Annotated in this window: 16 protein-coding genes; 11 read left to right on the top strand and 5 right to left on the bottom strand. The window is 71.7% G+C overall.

Features of this window, described 5'->3' with window-relative positions:
- The first annotated feature begins 61 nt into the window (after positions 1-61).
- The 6 genes from AB0G79_RS29450 (at position 62) to AB0G79_RS29425 (ending at position 7,073) form a co-directional block, all read left to right on the top strand.
- Entirely contained in the window at positions 62-814 is a 753-nt protein-coding gene (locus AB0G79_RS29450; RefSeq protein ID WP_360811736.1) for a GntR family transcriptional regulator, read from the top strand.
- 272 nt (positions 815-1,086) lie between these two features.
- A complete protein-coding gene (locus AB0G79_RS29445; RefSeq protein WP_360811734.1) occupies positions 1,087-2,841 on the top strand; it encodes a hypothetical protein in 1,755 nt (584 codons plus the stop codon).
- Positions 2,842-2,978: 137 nt separating this feature from the next.
- On the top strand, positions 2,979-3,158 hold the full coding sequence (locus AB0G79_RS29440; protein ID WP_360811732.1) for an SPOR domain-containing protein: 180 nt from the start codon (positions 2,979-2,981) through the stop codon (positions 3,156-3,158).
- A 74-nt stretch (positions 3,159-3,232) separates the two neighbouring features.
- Positions 3,233-3,736 (top strand): (deoxy)nucleoside triphosphate pyrophosphohydrolase, encoded by a 504-nt coding sequence (locus AB0G79_RS29435; protein WP_360811730.1) that lies wholly within the window; start codon positions 3,233-3,235, stop codon positions 3,734-3,736.
- Positions 3,737-3,908: 172 nt separating this feature from the next.
- Entirely contained in the window at positions 3,909-4,343 is a 435-nt protein-coding gene (locus AB0G79_RS29430) for an ATP-binding protein (RefSeq protein ID WP_360811728.1), read from the top strand.
- Positions 4,344-4,496: 153 nt separating this feature from the next.
- Complete coding sequence (locus tag AB0G79_RS29425) at positions 4,497-7,073, top strand: SpoIIE family protein phosphatase (protein ID WP_360811726.1); 2,577 nt, start codon at positions 4,497-4,499, stop codon at positions 7,071-7,073.
- A 19-nt stretch (positions 7,074-7,092) separates the two neighbouring features.
- Here AB0G79_RS29425 and AB0G79_RS29420 read toward each other — a convergent pair whose 3' ends face one another.
- Both AB0G79_RS29420 and AB0G79_RS29415 read right to left on the bottom strand, forming a co-directional pair.
- Complete coding sequence (locus AB0G79_RS29420; RefSeq protein ID WP_360811724.1) at positions 7,093-7,800, bottom strand: PspA/IM30 family protein; 708 nt, start codon at positions 7,798-7,800, stop codon at positions 7,093-7,095.
- Positions 7,801-7,837: 37 nt separating this feature from the next.
- Positions 7,838-9,976 (bottom strand): TPM domain-containing protein, encoded by a 2,139-nt coding sequence (locus tag AB0G79_RS29415; RefSeq protein WP_360811722.1) that lies wholly within the window; start codon positions 9,974-9,976, stop codon positions 7,838-7,840.
- Between the two features lie 138 nt (positions 9,977-10,114).
- Between AB0G79_RS29415 and AB0G79_RS29410 the strand changes: the two genes are divergently transcribed.
- Both AB0G79_RS29410 and AB0G79_RS29405 read left to right on the top strand, forming a co-directional pair.
- Complete coding sequence (locus AB0G79_RS29410) at positions 10,115-11,134, top strand: hypothetical protein (RefSeq protein WP_360811756.1); 1,020 nt, start codon at positions 10,115-10,117, stop codon at positions 11,132-11,134.
- 95 nt (positions 11,135-11,229) lie between these two features.
- Positions 11,230-12,021, top strand: a complete 792-nt coding sequence (locus AB0G79_RS29405; RefSeq protein WP_360811754.1) for a transglutaminase domain-containing protein — start codon at positions 11,230-11,232, stop codon at positions 12,019-12,021.
- Here the strand turns inward: AB0G79_RS29405 and AB0G79_RS29400 are convergent.
- The 3 genes from AB0G79_RS29400 to AB0G79_RS29390 are packed head-to-tail and all read right to left on the bottom strand — an operon-like array spanning position 12,002 to position 15,502.
- Positions 12,002-12,787: a succinate dehydrogenase/fumarate reductase iron-sulfur subunit gene (locus AB0G79_RS29400; protein ID WP_360811720.1), complete on the bottom strand. Its 786-nt coding sequence runs from the start codon at positions 12,785-12,787 to the stop codon at positions 12,002-12,004. The genes AB0G79_RS29405 and AB0G79_RS29400 overlap by 20 nt on opposite strands.
- Positions 12,784-14,670: a fumarate reductase/succinate dehydrogenase flavoprotein subunit gene (locus AB0G79_RS29395; RefSeq protein WP_360811718.1), complete on the bottom strand. Its 1,887-nt coding sequence runs from the start codon at positions 14,668-14,670 to the stop codon at positions 12,784-12,786. The genes AB0G79_RS29400 and AB0G79_RS29395 overlap by 4 nt, the downstream gene beginning before the upstream one ends.
- A 1-nt stretch (position 14,671) precedes the next feature.
- Complete coding sequence (locus tag AB0G79_RS29390) at positions 14,672-15,502, bottom strand: hypothetical protein (protein ID WP_360811716.1); 831 nt, start codon at positions 15,500-15,502, stop codon at positions 14,672-14,674.
- 221 nt (positions 15,503-15,723) lie between these two features.
- Between AB0G79_RS29390 and AB0G79_RS29385 the strand changes: the two genes are divergently transcribed.
- The 3 genes from AB0G79_RS29385 (at position 15,724) to AB0G79_RS29375 (ending at position 22,254) form a co-directional block, all read left to right on the top strand.
- Complete coding sequence (locus AB0G79_RS29385) at positions 15,724-17,976, top strand: ABC transporter family substrate-binding protein (RefSeq protein ID WP_360811714.1); 2,253 nt, start codon at positions 15,724-15,726, stop codon at positions 17,974-17,976.
- 292 nt (positions 17,977-18,268) lie between these two features.
- Positions 18,269-20,170: a translational GTPase TypA gene (gene typA / locus AB0G79_RS29380; protein WP_360811712.1), complete on the top strand. Its 1,902-nt coding sequence runs from the start codon at positions 18,269-18,271 to the stop codon at positions 20,168-20,170.
- A gap of 443 nt (positions 20,171-20,613) precedes the next feature.
- The gene (locus AB0G79_RS29375; protein ID WP_360811710.1) at positions 20,614-22,254 is read left to right on the top strand and encodes an ABC transporter substrate-binding protein; all 1,641 of its coding nucleotides are present in this window, start codon (positions 20,614-20,616) and stop codon (positions 22,252-22,254) included.
- Positions 22,255-22,352 lie beyond the last annotated feature (98 nt).

The raw sequence follows: 22,352 nt of genomic DNA, 5'->3' as shown, positions 1-22,352 counted from the left end.
TGCGCTCGGCGACCCTGGGTTGTCAATCTGTAGCTGTCAGTCAACCTGAGGGGAGTGTCCTGTGACGTTCGGTGAGCAGCCCGCCTATCTGCGCGTGGCGAGCGATCTGCGGGAGAAGATCGCGAACGGCTCGCTTCCGCCGCACACCCGTCTCCCGTCGCAAGCGCGCATCCGCGAGGAGTACGGCGTCTCGGACACCGTCGCGCTCGAAGCCCGCAAGGTGCTCATGGCGGAGGGCCTCGTCGAGGGCCGCTCCGGCTCGGGGACGTACGTGCGTGAGCGCCCGGTGCCGCGCCGGATCGCCCGCTCCGGCTACCGCCCCGCGTCCGGCGCGACCCCGTTCCGGCAGGAGCAGGCGATCGAAGGGGCGCGTGGGACCTGGGAGTCGAGCAGCGCGCAGGAGCCGGCCAGCGCCGAGGTGGCCGCCCGGCTCGACATCGAACCGGGCGACCGCGTCATGCGCACGCGGTACGTGTACCGGGACGGGGGCGAGCCGATGATGGTCTCCACTTCGTGGGAGCCCCTCGCCGTCACGGGGCGGACACCCGTGATGCTGCCCGAGGAGGGCCCGCTCGGCGGCTGCGGTGTCGTGGAGCGCATGGCCGCGATCGACGTCGTCGTGGACAACGTGGTGGAGCAGGTCGGCGCCAGGCCGGGGCTCGCCGAGGAGCTCGTCGAGCTCGGCGGGGTGCCGGGGCACGTGGTGATCGTCGTAGAGCGGACGTACTACGCGTCGGGGCGGGCCGTCGAGACGGCGGACGTGGTGGTCCCGGCGGACCGCTACCGCATCTCGTACCACCTGCCGGTCCGGTGACGGTCCGTCGGGCGACGCTCGGTCCGGTGAGCCCCGTCGGGCGGCCCGCGGTCCGGTGACGGCCCGTCGGGCGGCCGCAAGGCCGATGGCGGCCCGCACCCGGCGGCCCTCGGTCCGGTGAGCGGGGCTCCTCGTCCGGGTGGTGTTTCCGCGAGTTAACGGCGCGTCGGGGTGTGTAACAGCGCCGCAACCCCGCGTCATGACGAGTCGTCACGACCGGCTCCTACCTTCCTGGTCCGTACCCGCGATCCGGTCGGACCACAGGAGCCCTCATGACGGACACGGCCCTCACGCACGCTTCGGGGCAGGGGGCGGACTCCCCGCCGCCCCCGACCCCGCCCGCACCCCCGGCCCCGCCCGCACCCCCGGCGTCACCCCGCCGCAGCTACGCCAAGCTCGCCGCCGACGAGAGCCGCGAGGACTACTCGCTGCGCTACGCCCCGCACTCCTTCCGGCGCTGGTCGCCGGTGACCGTCGCCGGGACCGCGCTCGGCGGCATCGCCTACCTCGCCGACTTCGCGATCGGCGCCTCGATCGTCTTCACCTACGGCTTCACCAGCGGCCTCGCCTCGATCCTCACCGCCGCCGCGATCATCTTCCTCACCGGCATCCCCATCGCCCGGGCCTGCGCCAAGTACGGCCTGGACATGGACCTCATCACGCGGGGGGCGGGCTTCGGCTACTTCGGCTCCACCCTCACCTCCCTCATCTACGCCTCCTTCACCTTCATCTTCTTCGCGCTCGAAGGCTCGATCATGGCCCAGGCCATGCACCAGGCCGTCGGCCTCCCCGTCGAGATCGGCTACCTCGTCACCACACTGATCGTCATCCCGATCGTCTTCCGCGGGATGGGCGCGCTCGCCAAGGTCCAGGCATGGACCCAGCCGATCTGGATCGTCGGCATGGTCCTCCCGTTCGTCGTCCTCGCCTTCGAGGCCCCGGACGCCTGGGGGGCCTTCGCCTCCTTCGGCGGTACCGAGGGGGCCGGCGCGGGCTTCTCGTGGGTCGGCTTCGGCCTCGGCACCGGCATCGCGCTCTCCCTCATCGCCCAGATCGGCGAGCAGGCCGACTACCTGCGGTTCATGCCGGCGAAGACGGAGGCGAACCGCCGCCGGTGGAACCTCGCCGTGCTCGCCGCCGGGCCCGGCTGGGTCGTCATCGGCGCGGCCAAGCAGCTCGGCGGGGCCTTCCTCGCCTTCGTCGCCCTGGAGGCGGTCGGCAGGACCCACGCGCTGGAGCCGATCGCCCCGCAGATCGAGGCCCTCAAGCCCTGGCTCGGCACCTTCGCGCTGCCCGCCGCCGCGCTCTTCGTGATCGTCTCCCAGGTCAAGATCAACGTCACCAACGCGTACAGCGGCTCGCTGTCCTGGTCGAACTTCTTCTCCCGCGTCACCCACCGCCACCCCGGCCGCGTCTGGTACATCTTCCTCAACCTCGCCATCGCGCTGACGCTGATGGAGATGAACATGTTCGCGGCCCTGGGCAAGCTGCTCGGGTTCTACTCCAACGTCGGCATCGCCTGGATCGCCGCCGTCGCCGCCGACCTCGTCATCAACAAGCGGGCCGGCTGGAGCCCGCCGTACATCGAGTTCAAGCGCGCCTACCTGTACGCGGTGAACCCGGCCGGGTTCGGGGCGATGGTCATCGCCTCCGTCGTCTCGATCCTCGCCTTCTTCGGGCTCTTCGGCACGTACGCGGAGGCGTTCTCCACCTTCATCGCCGCCGGTCTCGCCCTCGTCCTCTGCCCGCTGATCGCCTGGGCCACCAAGGGCCGCTACTACCTGGCCCGCCCGAACCCGGTGAACGGGCCGGACGTCGAGGTCGCCGACGTGCGGGCGACCCACACGTGCGCCGAGTGCGAGACCGCGTACGAGCTCCCGGACATCGCCGACTGCCCGGTCCGGTCGGGCCCGGTCTGCTCCCTCTGCTGCTCGCTCGACGCGACCTGCGGCGACGCTTGCCGCAAGGACCGCGCCGGGGCCGGGACCCCCGTCCTCCTGCCCGTACCCACGCTGCCGAAGGCGTGACGAAGGGCGTGACGTTCGGCCTCCCTCCGTCGGTTACCGGCCGATCCGTATCTCTTTGTGCAAACACATATCCGCTGAGTGAAGGTCAGGCGTAAGCTCCGGCATATGCGGATTGCGGTTGCGGAGGGAGAAGCCTGATGGGCGACAGCGGAGCCCTTCTTACCTGGGTGGTCGTGCGACAGGACGACAACGGCAACCGCTATCGGGTGGGCCGGTACGAGACCGAGGCCGAGGCCCAGAAGATGGCGGACAGCCTCGATTCCCGGGGCCACAAGCAGCTGTACTGGGTCGAGCGGGTCGGCAGTCCGGCGCTCTGACCGGGTCCCGCACGGGCCGCACGGGCCGTGCCGACCGGCCGGGCCGTGCCGACCGCTGGGCTACGCTCGCGACCATGTCGGAACATGTCGTGGTCGTCGTCGCGGGAGCCGTGTACGACCGGGGGCGCCTGCTCGCCGCGCGCCGCAGCGCCCCCGCCGAGCTCGCCGGCCGCTGGGAGCTGCCGGGCGGCAAGCTCGAACCGGGCGAGAGCCCCGAAGAGGCCCTGGTCAGGGAGTTGCGCGAGGAGCTCGGCGTCGAGACGGAGCCCGTCGAGCGGATCCCCGGCGAGTGGCCGCTCAAGCCCGGTTACGTCCTCCGGGTGTGGACCGCCCGCCTGCTCTCCGGCGAGCCGCGCCCCCTGGAGGACCACGACGAGCTGCGCTGGCTCGCCCGGCACGAGCTGGACTCGGTCGACTGGCTGGACCAGGACCGCCCCGCCGTCGCCGAGGCGGGGCTGCGCCTTCCGGAGACCGCCGCCCCGGAGACCGCCGTCCCGGAGGCCGTCGTCCCGGAGGCCGTCGTCCCGGAGGCCGCCCCGACGCCCCCGGCGGCCTTCCCGGGCGGGACCGGCGCCTGATCCGAAGCGCGTGTGCGCCCCGCGGCCCGGTTTCTACGCCGTTCGTGCCACCGTGCGCCCGTGCCTGCGCCCTACGCGATATCCCGCCCCGAATTACGGGTATGTCCAGAATGACCCTCTGGGGGAGTGCTGGGGTCTTCCTGCTGACACACGGCTGGGGAAGTGATCGGGTGTGATCGACACCGACGGCGACCGTGCCGAGTGGACCTTCCCGGCAGAGGCCAACGCCGTGCGCACCGCCCGCCACGCGGTGCGCGAGGCGCTCAGGGCCTGGGACCTCGACGCGGCCGTGGGTGACGTGACCGTCCTGCTGGTCAGCGAGCTGGTGACCAACTCCCTGCGGTACGCCTCCGGACCCATCGGGGTCCGCCTCGTCCGCCCCGGCCCGACCGGCTCCGACCCCGGTAACGAGCCCGGCCCGTCCCCCGCCCTGCTCGTGGAGGTTTCCGATCCGCTTCCGGATCCCCCGACGGAACGGTCGGCCGGGCCCGAGGACGAAGGGGGGCGCGGACTCGGGCTCGTGGCCTGTTCCGCTCGGCGCTGGGGGACCCGTAAGGGAAGGACGGGCAAAACCGTATGGTTCGAGCTGGCTCTCCCTGGTGAGTAAACAGGGTGGGACAACGATCACCGGTACTCGCCGCGGAGGGGACGAAGCGACCGAGACCACCCTGTGATCGTGAACGTCGTGCCGTCGGGGCCCGCCGTATTGAATACTGCGGGCATGGCCGGTCCGGTGCGGTGAGCTGGAGGGGACGGTCGCGTGAGCGAGATATCCGAGACGGCGAGCGGCGTCGTGTGGCAGAGCAGCCCGCCCGGCTCGATCTATGACTACATCCGGGTCGCGTCCTTCTCGATCGGGTCCGACGGGCTCGTCGAGCAGTGGAGCAGGCGGGCCGTGGACCTCTTCGGCGTGACCGCCGAGCAGGCGATGGGGAAGGATCCCGTCGAGGCCTTCATGCCCCCCGACCTGCGAGAGCGTGCCCACCGGCGGGTCCGGGACATCCTCGACGGCAAGGAGTGGACGGGCCTGGTCCCCTTCCGCATGCCGGGTGAGGACGAGCCCCGCGGCATCGCCGAGATGTACGTGATGCCGAGTGAGACCGAGTCCGGCGAGCGGGCCGCGCTGTGCATCGTCGTCGACGTCCGCGCCCTGCGCCGCATCGAGACCGACCTCGCCGCCTCCCAGGCGATTTTCGGCCAGTCTCCCTTCGGCTTTCTCCTCTTCGGCACGGACCTCACGGTGCAGCGCACCAACCAGCGCTTCGCGACCGTCTTCGGCGGCTCCGCCGACGACCACCGGGGCCGTACCGTCCACGACTACCTCGCCCGCTCCGAGGCCGACCGGATGACCGCCGCCCTCCGCAAGGTCCTGGACACCGGCCAGTCCGTCACCGACCTCCAGATCGTCGGCGCCGCCCCCGGCGCCCGCGACCGGCGCCACTGGTCCATCAACCTCTACCGCGTCCACAGCGGAACCGGCCGCCCGATCGGCGTCGCCGGGCTCGGCGTCGACGTCACCCGGCGGCACAACGCGGCCCGCGAGGCCGCCAGCGCCCGCCGGAACCTCGCCCTCCTCAACGAGGCCGGAGCCCGCATCGGGAACTCCCTCGACCTGGAGGCCACCGCCCGCGAACTCCTCGACGTCGCCGTCCCCGGCTTCTGCGACCTCGCCTCCGTCGACCTCTACCAGGGCCTCCTGACCGGCGACGAGGCCCCGCCCGGCCGCTGGGGCAGCTCCCACGACGTCGGGTACGGGGCCGGCAGCGCCGAGCTCCGCCGGGTCGCCCACGCCAGCGCCGTGTCGGACACCCCCCGCAGGACCGACGAGGGCCACGGCCCCGACAGCGGCTGCGGACCCGTCCCCATCGAGGTCGGGGCCGTCCACCGCTTCCCCTTCAACTCGCCGTGCGCCGGAGCGCTGCGCACCGGCCGCCTCCGGACCGTGCCCGGCGGCGAGGGGGAGCTCGTCCAGTCCACCCTGGTCGTCCCGATGGTCGCCCACGACATCGTCGTCGGCCTCGTCCAGTTCTCCCGGACGAAGGGCAGCGAGCCCTTCGGGGAGCGGGACCGGGCCCTCGCCGTCGAGCTCGCCGCCCGCGCCGCCGTCTGCATCGACAACGCCCGCCTCTACCGCCGGGAGCACGAGCGGGCCCTCATCCTCCAGCGCAGCCTGCTCCCGCCCGGCGACCCCGAGGCGGCGGGGCTCGACATCGCCTGCCGCTACCTGCCCGGCACCGCCGCCACCGAGGTCGGCGGCGACTGGTTCGACGTCATCGAGCTGCCGGGCCACCGCACCGCCCTCGTCATCGGCGACGTCATGGGCCGCGGCCTGCGCGCCGCCGTCGCCATGGGCGAACTGCGCACCGCCGTCCGCACCCTCGCCCAGCTCGACCTGGAGCCGGCCGAGGTCCTCTCCCACCTCGACGAGATCGCCCGCGGCCTCGGCGCCCCCATCGGCGCCCAGCAGTCCCGCGCCCAGAAGTCGCAGAAGCCGCGCGGCCCGGAACTCTCCGAGGTCTACCTCGCGACCTGCGTGTACGCGGTCTACGACCCGGTCACCCGACGCTGTACGTTCGCCAACGCGGGCCACCTCCCGCCCGTGCTCGTCGCACCCGGCCGGGACGCCGTCCTCGTCGACGTACCGCCGGGGATGCCGCTCGGCGTCGGCGGCGAACCCTTCGAGGAGGTCGAGGTCGAGCTGCCCGAGGGCGCGCTCCTCGCGCTCTACACGGACGGGCTGGTCGAGTCCCGCGACCACCCGCTCGACGAGGGGCTCAGCGCCTTCCGGCGGGCCCTCGCCGACCAGGACCGCCCGCTCGAGGACGTCTGCGACCGGGTCCTGACCAGCCTCGACACCGGGCACGGCGAGGACGACATCGCCCTCCTCATGGCCCGTATCCAGGGACTGCCCGGCGACGCCGTCGGCGACTGGCGGCTCCCCAGGGAACCCCGCTCGGTGGGCAGGGCCCGCGAGCTCGCCCGCGCCCAGCTGCGCGCCTGGGACCTCGACCCGCTCGCCGACACCGTCGAACTCCTCGTCAGCGAGCTCGTCACCAACGCCCTGCGCTACGGCGAGGGGGAGATACGGCTCCGCCTGCTCCGCGACCGCACCCTCGTCTGCGAGGTCTGGGACGCCGGGCTCGTCCAGCCCCGGCGGCGCCGGGCCAAGGACACCGACGAGGGCGGCCGCGGGCTCCAGCTGGTCGGGCTGCTCAGCTCCTCCTGGGGATCGCGCCGCACCCCGCGCGGCAAGACGGTCTGGTTCGAGCTCGCCCTGCCGGACGGGGACGGGGCGGCGGCGGAGCCCACGGTGGAGCAGTTGCTGAGCATGTTCTGAGCCGGCCCGTCCGGGGGTGTCAGCCCTTCATGGCGGCCAGCCTGGCCTCGATCTCGGCGCTGTCGCCGAGCGCGTCCAGCTGCTCGAACTGCGCGTCCAGCGAGGAGGCGGCGAGCTCCTGCTTGCCCATCGCCTTCGCCTCCTCCCGGCGCACCTTGTCCTCGAAGCGGCTGAGTTCGCTCGTCGGGTCGAGGACGTCGATGTTCTTCACCGCGTCCATCATCGTGTTCTGGGCCTGCGCCGACTTCGCGCGCGCCACGAGCTCGTCGCGCTTCGCCTGGAGCTCGACCAGTTTGGCCTTCATCTGGTCGAGGCCGGACCTGAGCTTCGTCACCACCTCGGTCTGCGCGGCGATCGTGGGCTCCGCCGTGCTCGCCTCCTTCTCCGACTGGAGCTGGCGGCCGAGCGCCACCTTCGCCAGGTTGTCGAATCGGTCCGCCTCGGCCGTCTGCCCGCCGGCCCGCAGCTCGTCCGCCTTCCTGCTGGCGGCGAGCGCCTTGCCGCCCCACTCCTTCGCCGCGTCCACGTCCTCCTGGTGGTCCTGCTCCATCAGGCGGAGGTTGCCGATGGTGGTGGCCACCGCCTCCTCCGCCTCCGTGATGTTGTTCGCGTAGTCGCGGATCAGCTGGTCCAGCATCTTCTGCGGGTCCTCGGCCTGGTCGAGGAGGGCGTTGATGTTGGCCTTGGCCAGCTGGGTGACGCGGCCGAGGACGGTCTGCTTGCTCATGGCTGTTCTCTTCTCCCTGACGTAGTGGCGTGCGGGCTCAGAACCGGCCGCCGCCGCCCAGCCGGCCGCGCGTGCCGCTGCCGCCGAAGCTGCCGGGCCCGCCGCCGAAACCTCCGCCCCCCGAACCCCCGCCGAAGCCCCCGCCGCCGAGGCCCCCGCCCCGGGAGGGCCCGCCCCCGCCGAACAGGCCGCCGAGGATGATCCCGCCGAGCACGGCCCCGCCGAGCCCGCCGCCCCCGCCGCCCGCGACACCCGTCGTGCCGCCCATGCCGTTCGGGTTGCCGTACGTGCGGACGTCCTGCTCGGCGAGCTCCTGCGCGCGCCGGGCCAGCGCGTCCACCTGCTGGGCCTCCGCGAGCGCCGCCTGCGGGTCGTCGGCCGCGGACAGGGCCCGCGCCTTCTCCCAGCGCCGCTGCGCCTCCGCCAGGCGCGTACGGGCCTCGCTGCCCACGGCGCCCCGGTGGGTGGTGACGTAGTCCGAGGCCGCCCCGATCGCCGAGCGGGCCGTCAGCATCGCCTGGTCCAGGAGCGTCCGGGCCCGCCGGTTGCCCGACTCGCGCTCCCGCGCGCCCGCGAGGGCCTCGTCGAGCGCCGTGTCGGCCTCCTCGACCCGCCGGAGGGCGTCGATCGGGTCGTACCGTCCGGCCTCGACCCCGCGGCGCACCTCCGCGACGACGGACTCGGCGCGGGCGACACGGCCCTGGAGGTCGGCCGTCGAGACGCCCTCGGCCGTGCCGTCGAGGCCCTTCAGGAGCCCGCGCGCGTCGGCGAGGTCCGCGTCCGTCTCGGAGAGCGCGCTCGTCAGCTTCCCCACGGCCTCGGCCAGGTCCTGGGCCCGCCGGTCGACGGCCTCGACGAGCCGGGCCGCCTGGTCCACGGCGCCCTCGGCGGCCCGGATGTGCACGGCGGCGGCGCCGTTGTCGCCGTCGTCGATCAGCTGGCGGGCCTGGTTGACGTGGGTCGTCGCGAAGACGAGCCGGTCCTTGGCCTGTTCGACGCCGCCGGCGACCGGGGAGGCGGCGGTCTCGGCGTACCGCTCGCGCATCGCCCTCAGCGCCGCCTCGGCCAGCCCCATCCGCCCGTTCTGCTCGCGGAACGCGGCCTCGACGGCCGCGAGCGCCTGCGGGGCCGTCCGTTCCAGGTCGCGGAGCCGGTCGAACTCCTCGCTCTCGGCGTCGAGCCGCGCGTCGGCCTCGGCGCAGCGGCGGAGGATCTCGTCGAGCATCGAGCGGCGGGTGGCGTCGTCCTCGGGGAAGGAGTCGTCGAGCTTCTGCCGCAGCCGGAAGGAGGCGGTCAGCTGTTCCTTGGCGAAGGCGACCGCCTCCGTGAAGGGCCGCACGGCCTCGTCGCCGAACTGGGCGGTCGCGAAGCCCAGCTCCTCCTGGCTGGTGCGGACGGCGTCGTCGGTGGTGACGAGCGCGAGCCGCGCCTTCCCGTCGAGCTCCTCCAGGGACGGCGGCGGAGGTACGGACTCCTTCGCCTGGCCCCAGCCGGTCTGCTCCGCCCGGCCGCCGCCCGGGGTCGTACGGGTCCGGGCCCTGCGACGCCGCTTGGTGTACGCGTACGCCGCCACGGCCCCCGCGCCGCCGACGAGCACCACCGGGAGGACCAGGTCCGTCGCGGAGGTGCCGCTGTCCCCGGAGGCGCCGGGGTCGGCGGGCCCCGGGGTGATCGCGGGGGTGGGGACGGGCCGCCCGGCGAGGACGGCGGCGTACCCGTCGGCCGCGCCGATCGCGGCGCCCGCCCAGTCGTTCTGCCGCAGGGCGGGCTCGATCGCGGTGCTCGCCACGTCGTCCAGCTGCGCCTGGGTGAAGCGGGAGTCGGGGTCGGCGGAGTAGCCGTACTGCCGGTCGTGGGTGGCGACGGCGAGCAGCAGGTCCTCGCGGCCCAGCCCGTTGCGCTCGGCGGTGTCGTCGGCCCAGCTCTGCGCCGGGCGTCCGGAGAAGTCCCGTACGTACACGACGAAGAGCTGAACGCGCTGGTCGTCGTAGAGCTGGTCGAGGGCCCGGACGACCGGGGCGCGGCGGTCGCCGAGGGCTCCGACCCTGTCGGTGATCTGCCCGTCGCGGGACAGGACGACGGGATCGTCGGCGAAGGCACCGTGAACGGCGGGCACGAGGAGCCACCACGCCGCCACCAGTGCCGCGAGAAGGGTTCGGGCGGCTGTTCGCGTCACAAAGGTGAGGCTATGTCCGGGTATACGGCTCCGCGACTGGACCGATCAGCTCCGGAAACCGTTCGAAGGCCGTACGACGTCACTGTCAGTGGTCACCTCTACGGTGGCAACAGGTCGGTCGTGGAGGGGGAGCGGATGATGGCCGGACGAGGGAAACGCTGGTGGCGCCGGGGACGCTGGTTCGTCCTGGGGCTCGTGCTGCTGCTCGTCCTGCCCCCGCTCGCCGGCGCGGTCGCCCTGCGCCTCAACTTCACGGGGGACGTGCGGGAGGACGCGCGGACGCGCGGCAAGGACGCCATCTGGCTCGGCCACGCCTGGGTCGACGGCCGGAGGACGGACGCCGACCTCGCCGCCTTCGCCGAGCGGATCGAGGGCACCGGGATCCGCGACCTGTACGTCCACGCGGGACCCCTGCGCCACGACGGCACCCTGCCGGCGGCCAGGTATCCCCGCGCGAAGTGGCTGATCGACGCGGTCCACCGCACGATGCCCGGGATACGGGTGCAGGCCTGGCTCGGTGACGTCCTCGCGACCGAGGGGCCCGACGGGCTGCGCCTGGAGCGGCCGGAGTCGAGAGCGGCCGTGGTCGCCTCGACCCGCCAGATCCTCGACGCGGGCTTCGACGGGGTCCACTTCGACCTCGAACCGCTGCTGTCCGACGACGAGCACTACCTGTCGCTCCTCGACGACCTCGGGGCGGTCACCCGGGCCCGGAAGGTGCCGCTCTCGGTCGCCGCCCACCAGATCGACCCGGTGCCGGCCCTCCACTCCGTGAACGGCGCGATCAGCGGCAGCGAGAAGTGGTGGTCCCAGGAGTTCTTCGGCCAGGTCGCCCGGCGGGTCGACCAGATCGCCGTCATGTCGTACGACACGTGGATGCCGCTGGAGGGGATGTACGGCGGGTACGTGGCCCAGCAGACGAGCCTCGCCCTCGAAGTGACCCCCGAGTCCACCGACCTCCTGATGGGGCTCCCGTTCTTCCACGAGGACGACTGGGGCCACCACGAGAACGCGGAGACCGTCGCCGCCGCCGTGCGCGGCGCGCGACTCGGTCTCGGCCGGACGGACCCCGGCCGCGAGCGGTTCGGCCTCGCGCTGTACGTGGACTTCGCGGCCGAGGAGCGGGACTGGGCGGCCTACCGGGAGGGCTGGCACTGACAGGGCCGGGCCCGTGGCGGAGGATGGGCGCACGCGGACCTGACCGGGTCGCGTGACCGAGGGGGAGTGCGTACGCCATGACCAGCCGCATGCTGATGCCCATCCGTGCCGACCGGAGGCGGGGGGACGCGGACCGGGGACCGGGTTCCGGGACCGCCGACGTCGCCGGGTCGACCGCCGCCACGCCGGTCCTCGACCTCGGCCACCCCCGGGTCCGCGCGCTCGTCGCGCGGGTGGAGCGGGAGGCGGCGGCGCGGGGCGCGGTCACCGACCGCGACCGGCTCCGGACCGCCCACTCCCTCCTCGTCACCGCCGTCCGGCCGGTGTACTCCGTCGAGGACCTGCACCCGGTCTCGCGGACGCTCCGGCTCGGGCGCGGCTCGTGCAGCCAGCGCATGGCCGCCCTGGAGGCCGTGGCCCGGTCGCTCGGGGTGCCGACCCGGGTGCGGGGCCTGCTCGTCGACGGCGTCTTCTGGTACCCGCGCTTCCCGAGGCTGCGCTCCCTCGTGCCGGACGAGGTCCTGCTCGCCTGGCCCGAGTTCCTCCTGGAAGGGGCCTGGACGCCGATCGCCGAGCTGTTCGCCGGGCTGCCCGCCCCCGAGCACGGCGGCGGGTTCACCAACTCCGGGGCGGAGACCCTCTTCGAGGCCGTGGCCAGGACCTCCGTCGACTGGGACGCGCCCGCCGCGTGCGACGGCGCCACCTCCTGCGACCTCTCGGCCCACCTCCGTACCGACCTCGGCCACTTCGGCTCGCGCGACGAGCTGTTCGCACGGCACGGCCAGACGATGTGCCGCCTGGCCCGTACCGTCGCCGAACCCGTCCTCGGCCGCTGGAGCGCGGGCGCCGGGGGATCCGCCGCGCCGGTCAGTCCTTCCGCCGCCTGATCGTCCTGCCGAGCCGGACGAGCGGGTCGTACTTCCGGTCCACGACCCGCTCCTTCATGGGGATCAGCGCGTTGTCGGTGATCCGGATGGACTCGGGGCACACCTCCGTACAGCACTTGGTGATGTTGCAGTAGCCGAGCCCGTGCTCCTCCTGCGCGCTCGCGCGCCGGTCGAGGCCGCTCGCGGCCGCCGCGTCCAGCGGGTGCATGTCGAGCTCCGCGATCCGCATGAGGAAGCGGGGTCCGGCGAAGGACTCCTTGTTCTCCTCGTGGTCGCGGACCACATGGCAGGTGTCCTGGCAGAGGAAGCACTCGATGCACTTCCGGAACTCCTGCGAGCGGTCCACGTCCTCCTGCCGCATTCGGTACTCGCCGGGCCCCAGACCGGCCGGCGGCACGAAGGCGGGGACCTCGCGGGCCTTCGCGTAGTTGAAGGAGACGTCCGTGACGAGGTCGCGGACGACGGGGAAGGCGCGCATCGGCGTCACCGTGACCACCTCGTCCCGCGCGAAGACCGACATCCGGGTCATGCAGAGCAGCCGCGGCCGGCCGTTGATCTCGGCGGAGCAGGAGCCGCACTTGCCGGCCTTGCAGTTCCAGCGCACGGCGAGGTCCGGCGTCTGGGTGGCCTGGAGCCGGTGCACGACGTCGAGGACGACCTCGCCGTCCTGCACCTCGACCGTGTAGTCGGTGAGCTCCCCGCCGTCCGCGTCGCCCCGCCAGATCCGGAAGCGGGCCCGGTACGTGCCCGTGCGAGGCGTGCTCATGCGTCCAACTCCTCTTCCGCGAGGTACTTCGCCAGCTCTTCCCTCTCGAAGAGCGCGAGCAGGTCGGGTCTGATGGGCTCGGTCCGCACGCGTTCCAGGACGACTCCGGAGCCCTCGGCCCGGCACAGCAGGTTCACCGGCCGCCACGACCGGTCCATCGACGGCCGGTCCTCGCGGGTGTGCCCGCCCCGGGACTCGGTGCGCTCCAGGGCCGCGCGGGCCACGCACTCGCTGACGAGCAGCATGTTCCGCAGGTCGAGCGCGAGGTGCCAGCCCGGGTTGAACTGCCGGTGCCCCTCGACGGCGAGCCGCCCGGCCCGTTCCCGCAGGGCGCCGATCCGCTCCAGGGCCTCGGCCATCTCGCCCTCCCGCCGGATGATCCCGACGAGGTCGTTCATCGTCTGCTGGAGCTCCTGGTGGAGGGTGTACGGGTTCTCCTCACCGTCGCCGAAGGGGGCCAGGGCCTCCGCCCGGGCCGCCGCCACGTCGGCCTCGACGACCCCGCCGCCCGCGCCCGACACCGCGTACCGCGCCGCGTGGAGCCCGGCGCGCCGCCCGAAGACCAGCAGGTCGGAGAGGGAGTTGCCGCCGAGCCGGTTCGAGCCGTGCATTCCGCCGGCCACCTCGCCGCAGGCGAAGAGCCCCGGGACGCCGAGCGTGGCGGCCGTCTCGGAGTCGACGGCGACCCCGCCCATCACGTAGTGGCAGGTCGGCCCGACCTCCATCGCCTCGGCCGTGATGTCGACGTCCGCCAGCTCCTTGAACTGGTGGTACATCGAGGGCAGCCGCCGCCGGATCGTCTCCGCCGGCATGCGCGTCGACACGTCGAGGAACACCCCGCCGTGCGGGGAGCCCCGCCCCGCCTTCACCTCGGCGTTGATGGCCCGCGCCACCTCGTCGCGCGGCAGCAGCTCGGGCGGGCGCCGGTTGTGGTCGGGGTCCTCGTACCAGCGGTCGCCCTCCTCCTCCGACTCCGCGTACTTCTCCTTGAAGACGTCGGGGACGTAGTCGAACATGAACCGCCTGCCCTCGGAGTTCCGCAGGACGCCGCCGTCGCCCCGTACGGACTCGGTGACGAGGATCCCCTTCACCGACGGCGGCCAGACCATCCCGGTCGGGTGGAACTGCACGAACTCCATGTTCACCAGCGGTGCCCCCGCGAGCAGTGCGAGCGCGTGCCCGTCGCCCGTGTACTCCCACGAGTTCGAGGTCACCTTGAAGGACTTGCCGATCCCGCCGGTCGCGAGGACGACCGCGGGGGCCTCCAGGACGAGGAAGCGTCCGCTCTCCCGCTCGTAGCAGAAGACGCCGGAGACCCGCCCGTCCCCGTCCTTGAGGACGCGGGTGACGGTGAACTCCTGGAAGACCTTCAGACCGGACTCGTGGTCGCCGCTCTCGCGGCGGTCCTCCTGCTGGAGCCCGACGATCCGCTGCTGGAGGGTCCGGATCAGTTCGAGCCCGGTCCGGTCGCCGACGTGCGCGAGCCGGGGGTACTCGTGGCCGCCGAAGTTCCGCTGCGAGATCCGGCCGTCCGGGGTCCGGTCGAAGAGCGCTCCCCAGGTCTCCAGCTCCCAGACCCGCTCGGGCGCCTCCCGCGCGTGCAGCTCCGCCATCCGCCACTGGTTGAGGAACTTCCCACCGCGCATGGTGTCGCGGAAGTGGACCTTCCAGTCGTCGTGCTCGTTGGCGTTGGCCATGGCGGCGGCGATCCCGCCCTCGGCCATCACCGTGTGCGCCTTGCCGAAGAGGGACTTGCAGATCACGGCGGTACGGGCGCCCGCGCGGCGCGCCTCGATCGCGGCCCGCAGCCCGGCGCCGCCCGCGCCGACCACGACCACGTCCCACTGCTGCCGCTCCACGGGAACGGGGCTCGCATGACTCATCTCAGAAGAACCTCGGGTCGTCGAAGGTGCCGGTCGCGAGCAGGTACACGTACAGGTCGCAGACGGCGACGCTGACCAGCGAGGCCCAGGCGAGCTTCGCGTGCCGGGCGTTGAGCCGCCCCAGCCGGGTCCACAGCCGGTAGCGCACCGGGTGCTTCGAGAAGTGCCGCAGCCGGCCGCCGACGATGTGGCGGCAGGAGTGGCAGGAGAGCGTGTACGCCCAGATGAGGACGGTGTTGGCGAGGAAGAGGAGCGTCCCGAGCCCCGCGTGGCCCCAGTCGTAGGAGGCGTCGCGGAAGGTCAGGACGGTGTCGTACGTGAGGATCGCGGCGACCGGCACCGCCGCGTAGAAGAAGTACCGGTGGAGGTTCTGCAGCAGCAGCGGGAAGCGCGTCTCGCCGGTGTACGAGCGGTGCGGCTCGGCGACCGCGCAGGCCGGGGGAGAGGACCAGAAGGCCCGGTAGTAGGCCTTGCGGTAGTAGTAGCAGGTCAGCCGGAAGCCCAGCGGGAAGACCAGGATCAGCAGGGCGGGGGAGAGGACCCACCAGCTGCCGAAGAGCTCCCAGTTCGGCCCGCCCCGCATCGGGACGCAGTTCGACGCGAGGCAGGGCGAGTAGAAGGGGGAGACGTAGGGGGCGGCGTAGTAGTCGGCGTTGGCGAACGCCCGCCAGGTCGAGTACGCGACGAAGGCGAGCAGTCCGGCGGCGGTGGCGGCGGGGGAGAGCCACCAGCGGTCGGTGCGCAGATGGCGGGCGGCGACGGCGGCGCGCCCCGGGGAGCGCACCCCCGTCGCGGTCTCTCGGCTCGTGCGGGGTCCGGTACCAGTGGCCAACAGAACCTCCTCGGCTCCACGGCGGGGCCTTCGGAGTGTCCTGCGTCGCTCCGTACTTGTGAAGGCGTGCGGACGTGATCGCGTCGGTTGCGCCGCGCGGGTGGGCTTTGCCGCCGTGTCGCCGTGCCTCCGTGGCCGGAAAAGACCTGTCCCGTTCAGTGGATGAGCAAGAGGTCTGATTATCGCCAAATGGCATGAAAATGGACGAAGGGGTACAAGTCATGTCCCAGTTCGGCGCCCCTCGCGGGAGGACATGCTCCAGGAGCCCCCGCTCCCGCACGCTCCGCTCCGTCGCCGCCCTCACCAGCGCGGTGCTCGCCGTCACCGTGCTCGCCGGCTGCAGCTCCGACGAGACGACGGAGGGCGGACCGGCCGCGGCGCAGGACAACGCGCCCGCCGCACGCGAGGCCGTCGCCGACGGCGGCACCCTGCGCTGGGCGGTCGACGCCCTGCCCACCACCCTCAACGCCTTCCAGGCCGACGCCGACGGCGCCACCGCCCGCGTCGCCGGAGCCGTACTCCCCGCGCTCTACACGCTCGACGAGCGCGGCCGTCCGGTGATGAACCCGGACTACCTGGAGTCCGCGCAGATCGTCGAGGCCGAGCCCAAGCAGGTCGTCCTCTACAAGCTCAACCAGCAGGCGGTCTGGAGCGACGGGCGCGAGATCGGCGCCGCCGACTTCGTCGCCCAGTGGCGCGCGCTGAGCGGCCGCGACACCGCGTACTGGACCGCCCGCAACAGCGGCTACGAGCGGATCGAGAAGATCGAGCGGGGCAAGAACGACCTGGAGGTACGGGTCACCTTCGCGAAGCCCTACGCCGACTGGCAGTCCCTCTTCACCCCGCTCTACCCGAAGCAGGTCATGGGCTCCCCGGCCTCCTTCAACGACGGGGCGCGCACCACGCTCAAGGCGACCGCAGGACCGTTCCTGCTGAAGTCGACCGACCGCAGGAGCGGCGACATCACCCTCGCCCGCAACCCCCGCTGGTGGGGCCGGACGGCCAAGCTCGACAGCCTGGTCCTCAAGGCCGTCCCCCGCGCCGACCGGGCCGCCGCCCTGGCCTCGGGCAAGCTCGACCTGGCCGAGATCGACCGGTCCACCGCCGAGCGGATCGCCCTCGCGCTCCGCGACGCCCGCACCGGACAGGGCGGCGCCCAGGCCCCCCTCGCCCACGGCCCCGACTCGTCGACCACCCCGGCCAAGGCCCTCAAGTCCTGGGCCGTCGCGAACGGCTCCGACGAGGAGCGCGCCGAGGAGGTCCAGGCAGCGCGCGAGAAGAACCGGAAGGCCGTTGCCCGGTACGCGGGCGAGCAGAACGCCCTCGCGGGCTTCGCCGTCCGCAAGTCCCTGGAGCCCGCCTACACGCAGCTCTCCCTGAACGGCGAGTCCGGACCGCTCGCCGACGAACGGGTGCGCAGGGCGGTCGCCCGCGCGATCAACCGCCAGGAACTGGCCGAATCCGTGCTGGGGCCGCTCGGCCTCCCGGCCTCGCCCCCCGGCAGCCACCTCGCCCTCGCGGGCCAGGCCGCCTACGCCGACAGCAGCGACGCGCTCGGCGACCAGGACACCAAGGAGGCGCGCGCGCTCCTCGCCGACGCGGGCTGGGTCCCGGGCGGGGCGCAGCGCAGGCCCGCCGGGGCGAAGGACACCAAGGCGGCCGAGAAGAAGAAGGGGGAGGGCCCGGCCGACGCGAAGAAGCAGGAGAAGGGCTCGACCGACGCGAAGAAGAAGGCCGCGACCGGGAGCGACACCGCCTCCGACGAGGGCCTCTACATCGTCGGCGACGACAAGCCGGGCGCCGACGCCCCGGGAGCGGTCCTCGACGCGAGCAACGGCAGCGGCGTCGCCGGGGCCTACGCCCCGCTCGGCACCGCCGCCCCCGTGGCCGTGCCGCAGGCGGCGCAGGCCCTCGGCAAGGACGGCAAGGCGCTCAGCCTCCGCTTCGTCCTGCCCTCGGGTCCCGGCTCCGAGTCGCTGCGGGCGGTCGGTGACCGGATCGTGCGGATGCTGGACGCCGTGGGCATCCGCACCCAGGTCACGAAGGTCTCCGACGAGAGCTTCTTCAAGGACCACATCGCCTCCGGCGACTACGACCTGGCCCTCTACTCCTGGCCGGCCTCCGCCTTCCCGGCCACCGACGCCCGGCCGATCTTCGCCAAGCCGGAGCCCGCGTCGGACGGCTCGCTCCTGGTCGAACAGAACTACTCGCGCGTCGGCACCGACCGTATCGACCAACTGTTCGATCAGGCGGCGGGGACGCTCGACGAGGAGGAGGCCCGCGACCTCGTCCGCCAGGCGGACGCCCGGATCTGGGCCGCGGCCGGATCCATCCCCCTCTACCAGCGCCCGCAGCTCGTCGCCGCCAGGGCCGACGTCGTGAACGCCGGGGCCCTCGGCTTCGCCGCACCCCGCTACCAGGACATGGGCTTCAAGAAGCCCGAATCCGCCAAGGGCGCGGAGCGAAACCGCTGAAAGCTCCAGGCCCTCGGAAAACCCCCGGTCGCAACCTCAGATGACGCTCAAGTTCCTTGCCCGTCGGCGACCCCGGCGGGCAGGATCGCGTCGGCCCCTTGACCCGGCCCGTATGACCTTCCCCACACCCTCGAAACCCCCTCCGGGCCCGCGTGCGGACCCTCTCGGATCAGCCGGGGAAGCCCCTCGTGTGGCGGCCCCGTACCATAGGACATAGCCGTGGCGCGTCCGCCCGGCGGGCGTACGAGGAACTGACGCCGCATCCCACGATCCGAGAGAAGCGCAAGCACCCATGCCCACGCGCAACGACATCCGTAACGTCGCCATCGTCGCCCACGTCGACCATGGCAAGACGACCATCGTCGACGCCATGCTCAAGCAGGCCGGTGCTTTCGCCGCCCACCAGCAGCTCGACGACCGCATGATGGACTCGAACGACCTGGAGCGTGAGAAGGGCATCACGATCCTCGCCAAGAACACGGCGGTGAAGTACCACCCCAAGGACGGCGGGGAGCCCATCACGATCAACATCATCGACACTCCCGGTCACGCCGACTTCGGTGGCGAGGTCGAGCGTGGTCTGTCGATGGTGGACGCGGTCGTCCTCCTCGTGGACGCCTCCGAGGGCCCGCTCCCGCAGACCCGCTTCGTGCTGCGCAAGGCCCTCCAGCAGCGCAAGCCCGTCATCCTCTGCATCAACAAGACGGACCGTCCGGACTCCCGCATCGACGAGGTCGTCAACGAGACGTACGACCTCTTCCTCGACCTGGACGCGGACGAGGACCAGATCGAGTTCCCGATCGTCTACGCCTGCGGCCGTGACGGCATCGCCTCGCTGACCAAGCCGGAGAACGGCACGGTCCCGCAGGACAGCGACAACCTGGAGCCGTTCTTCTCGGCCATCCTGGAGCACGTCCCGGCCCCGTCGTACGACGAGGAGGCGCCGCTCCAGGCCCACGTCACCAACCTCGACGCCGACAACTTCCTCGGCCGCATCGCGCTGCTCCGCGTCGAGCAGGGCGAGCTCCGCAAGGGCCAGACGGTCGCGTGGATCAAGCGTGACGGCACGATCTCCAACGTCCGCATCACCGAGCTGATGATGACCGAGGCGCTCACCCGCAAGCCGGCCGAGGTCGCCGGCCCCGGTGACATCTGCGCCGTCGCCGGCATCCCGGACATCATGATCGGCGAGACCCTCGCCGACCCGGAGAACCCGATCGCGCTCCCGCTGATCACGGTCGACCAGCCGGCCATCTCCATGACCATCGGTACGAACACCTCGCCGCTCGTCGGCCGCGGTGGCACGGGCAAGGGCGCGGACGCCAAGTCCGCCGTCAAGAACCGCAAGGTCACCGCCCGCCAGGTCAAGGACCGTCTGGACCGCGAGCTGATCGGTAACGTCTCGCTCCGCGTCCTCGACACCGAGCGTCCGGACGCCTGGGAGGTCCAGGGCCGTGGTGAGCTCGCGCTCGCCATCCTGGTCGAGCAGATGCGCCGCGAGGGCTTCGAGCTGACCATCGGCAAGCCGCAGGTCGTCACCAAGCTCGTCGACGGCAAGGTCCACGAGCCCGTCGAGCGCCTCACGGTCGACGTCCCCGAGGAGCACATGGGCGCGGTCACGCAGCTCATGGGCGTCCGCAAGGGCCGCATGGACAACATGTCGAACCACGGCTCCGGCTGGGTCCGCATGGAGTTCGTCGTCCCGTCCCGCGGCCTCATCGGCTTCCGTACGGAGTTCCTCACCAACACCCGCGGTACGGGCATCGCCCACTCCATCCACGAGGGCCACGAGCCGTGGTTCGGCACGCTGACGACCCGTAACAACGGTTCGCTGGTCGCCGACCGCGCCGGCGCCGTCACCGCCTTCGCGATGACCAACCTCCAGGAGCGCGGCGTCCTGTTCACCGACCCCGGCACCGAGGTGTACGAGGGCATGATCGTCGGCGAGAACTCGCGCTCCGACGACATGGACGTGAACATCACCAAGGAGAAGAAGCTCACCAACATGCGCTCCTCCTCGGCCGACTCCTTCGAGGCGATCGTCCCGCCGCGGAAGCTCTCCCTGGAGCAGTCCCTGGAGTTCTGCCGCGACGACGAGTGCGTCGAGGTCACCCCGGAGGCCGTGCGCATCCGCAAGGTCATCCTCGACCAGAACGCGCGTGGTCGTGCGTCTTCCCGTGCCAAGAACGGCTGAGTAAGGTCTCACCCGGCCCAGCACGGACACGGAACCACCGAGCCCGGCCCCCCGCAGACAGCTGCGGGGGGCCGGGCTTTTGGGTGGGTCACGTCAAGTTCCGTCAACTCGATTTCCAAGATCACCTGTCCGGATATCGGCCATCGCTCTCCGGTACGTGTGTTAACGGTCCGTTTCGGGCGTGTCTGTCTGTGCTCAGTTTGTCCGGATTTCGGTATCTCGCGGCTTGGTGATGTTGTCAAAACGAGACCACTTAAGTGTGGTTTACAGCCCGGACGTACTTAATAGTTGGCTCCATTGAGCTCGGGTCAATGGGTCACGCACTGTGGGGAGTGCCGACTCACGAGCACACTCGGGGCACTTGAGTGCAGCGCCGTCAGGGGTGTCGGCGAAACTCGAAGTGCCCCTCTTGTAGTGACAAGTGGACTCATGAGGAGGAACCCATGCGCGGTGCCAAGAGCGCCAAGTGGGTAACGGGCGCGATCATCGTCGCCCTGGCTGCGACCGCCTGTGGCGGGGGTAAGGGCGACGACGCCGCCGGTAAGGGCGGAGCCGTTGACCCGAACGGAATCTTCTCCGTCGAGCTGGGCGAGCCTGAGAAGCCCCTGCTGACCGGTGACACGATGGAGTCCAACGGCTCCGCCGTCATGGACGGCCTGTTCTCGACGCTGGTCCAGTACAAGCCCGACGGCTCGCTCGAGATGATCAACGCCGAGTCGGTCACCACCACGGACTCGAAGCTGTGGACCGTCAAGCTCAAGCCGGGCTGGACCTTCCACGACGGCACCCCGGTGACCTCCAAGTCCTACGTGGACGCGTGGAACTGGAACGCCAGCCTGAAGAACGCCCAGGGCCTCGCGTCCTGGTTCGCGGACATCAAGGGCTACGACAAGGTCCACCCGGACGCCGAGGGCGCCAAGCAGACCGCCGACAAGCTCGACGGCCTGAAGGTCGTCGACGAGAACACCTTCACCATCGAGCTGTCGAAGGCCGTTCCGTACTTCGCGCACAAGCTGGCCTACATCGTCTTCGCGCCGATGGCCGAGTCCTTCTACAAGGACCCGACCAAGGGTGGCCAGGCTCCGGTCGGCAACGGTCCCTACAAGTTCAAGAGCTGGGACCACAAGAAGAAGATCGAGATCACTCGATTCGACGGCTACAAGGGCCCGAACAAGGCGAAGAACGGCGGTGTGGTCTTCAAGAACTACACCACCCTCGAGGCCGCGTACGAGGACCTGAAGTCCGGCAACGTCGACGTCCTGCGTCAGATCGCGCCGAAGGACCTCCCGGTCTACCGTCAGGACCTCGGCGACCGCGCCGTGGACCAGGCGTACTCCGCCGTCCAGACCATCGCCGTCGCCTTCTACGCCGACCAGTGGAAGAAGCCGAAGCAGGTCGACCCGCGCGTCATCCAGGGTCTGTCCATGGCGATCGACCGCGCGACCATCACCAAGACGGTCCTGCAGGGCACCCGTGAGCCCGCGACCGGCTGGGTCGCCAAGGGCGTCCTGGGCTTCCAGGAGGACGGCGGCAACGGCGTCACCAAGTTCGACCCCGCCAAGGCCAAGGAGCTCATCAAGGCCGGCGGCGGCGTCCCGAACAACGCCATCTCCATCCAGTTCAACGCCGATGGTGGCCACAAGGAGTGGGTCGACGCTGTCTGCAACAGCATCACCCAGTCCACCGGCGTCAAGTGCGTCGGCGACGGCAAGCCGGACTTCCAGGCCGACCTGACCGCTCGCAAGACCAAGCAGGTCAAGTCGCTCTACCGCTCCGGCTGGGTGCTCGACTACCCGGTGAACGCCAACTTCATCTCGGACCTGTTCCGCACGGGTGCGGCCGGCAACCAGGGCGACTTCTCCAACAAGGAGCTGGACGCCAAGATCGCCAAGGCTGACGGTGCGGCCACGCTGGACGAGTCGGTCAAGCAGTTCCAGGCCATCGAGAAGGACCTGAAGAACTACATGCCGTCCATCCCGCTCTGGTACTACAAGGTCAACGCGGGCTACTCCGAGAAGGTTTCGGGCGTGGCTTACGGCCAGGACGGCGACCCGATCCTGACCGGCGTCGAGGTCAAGAAGTAATCACCCAAGCGTAGTCCGCACGCCGTCACGGGACTGACGGACAGTCAGTCCCGTCTCGGTGCCTTACGCAGTGGCTGGGGGGCCCTTCCACGACACAG

Origin of the sequence: Streptomyces sp. NPDC020807, assembly GCF_040641575.1 — a bacterium.
In the GTDB taxonomy this organism is placed as follows: Bacteria; Actinomycetota; Actinomycetes; order Streptomycetales; family Streptomycetaceae; genus Streptomyces.
Note: the sequence above shows the minus strand (reverse complement) of the source record. Positions and strands in the feature narration are given on the sequence as shown.

Excerpts from the sequence above, each read along its gene's own strand:
- AB0G79_RS29445 (WP_360811734.1), top strand. The coding sequence starts at position 1,087 with ATGACGGACACGGCCCTCACGCACGCTTCGGGGCAGGGGGCGGACTCC.
- AB0G79_RS29440 (WP_360811732.1), top strand. The coding sequence starts at position 2,979 with ATGGGCGACAGCGGAGCCCTTCTTACCTGGGTGGTCGTGCGACAGGAC.
- AB0G79_RS29435 (WP_360811730.1), top strand. The coding sequence starts at position 3,233 with ATGTCGGAACATGTCGTGGTCGTCGTCGCGGGAGCCGTGTACGACCGG.
- AB0G79_RS29420 (WP_360811724.1), bottom strand. The coding sequence starts at position 7,800 with ATGAGCAAGCAGACCGTCCTCGGCCGCGTCACCCAGCTGGCCAAGGCC.
- AB0G79_RS29410 (WP_360811756.1), top strand. The coding sequence starts at position 10,115 with ATGGCCGGACGAGGGAAACGCTGGTGGCGCCGGGGACGCTGGTTCGTC.
- AB0G79_RS29405 (WP_360811754.1), top strand. The coding sequence starts at position 11,230 with ATGCCCATCCGTGCCGACCGGAGGCGGGGGGACGCGGACCGGGGACCG.
- AB0G79_RS29400 (WP_360811720.1), bottom strand. The coding sequence starts at position 12,787 with ATGAGCACGCCTCGCACGGGCACGTACCGGGCCCGCTTCCGGATCTGG.
- AB0G79_RS29395 (WP_360811718.1), bottom strand. The coding sequence starts at position 14,670 with ATGAGTCATGCGAGCCCCGTTCCCGTGGAGCGGCAGCAGTGGGACGTG.
- AB0G79_RS29385 (WP_360811714.1), top strand. The coding sequence starts at position 15,724 with ATGTCCCAGTTCGGCGCCCCTCGCGGGAGGACATGCTCCAGGAGCCCC.
- typA (WP_360811712.1), top strand. The coding sequence starts at position 18,269 with ATGCCCACGCGCAACGACATCCGTAACGTCGCCATCGTCGCCCACGTC.
- AB0G79_RS29375 (WP_360811710.1), top strand. The coding sequence starts at position 20,614 with ATGCGCGGTGCCAAGAGCGCCAAGTGGGTAACGGGCGCGATCATCGTC.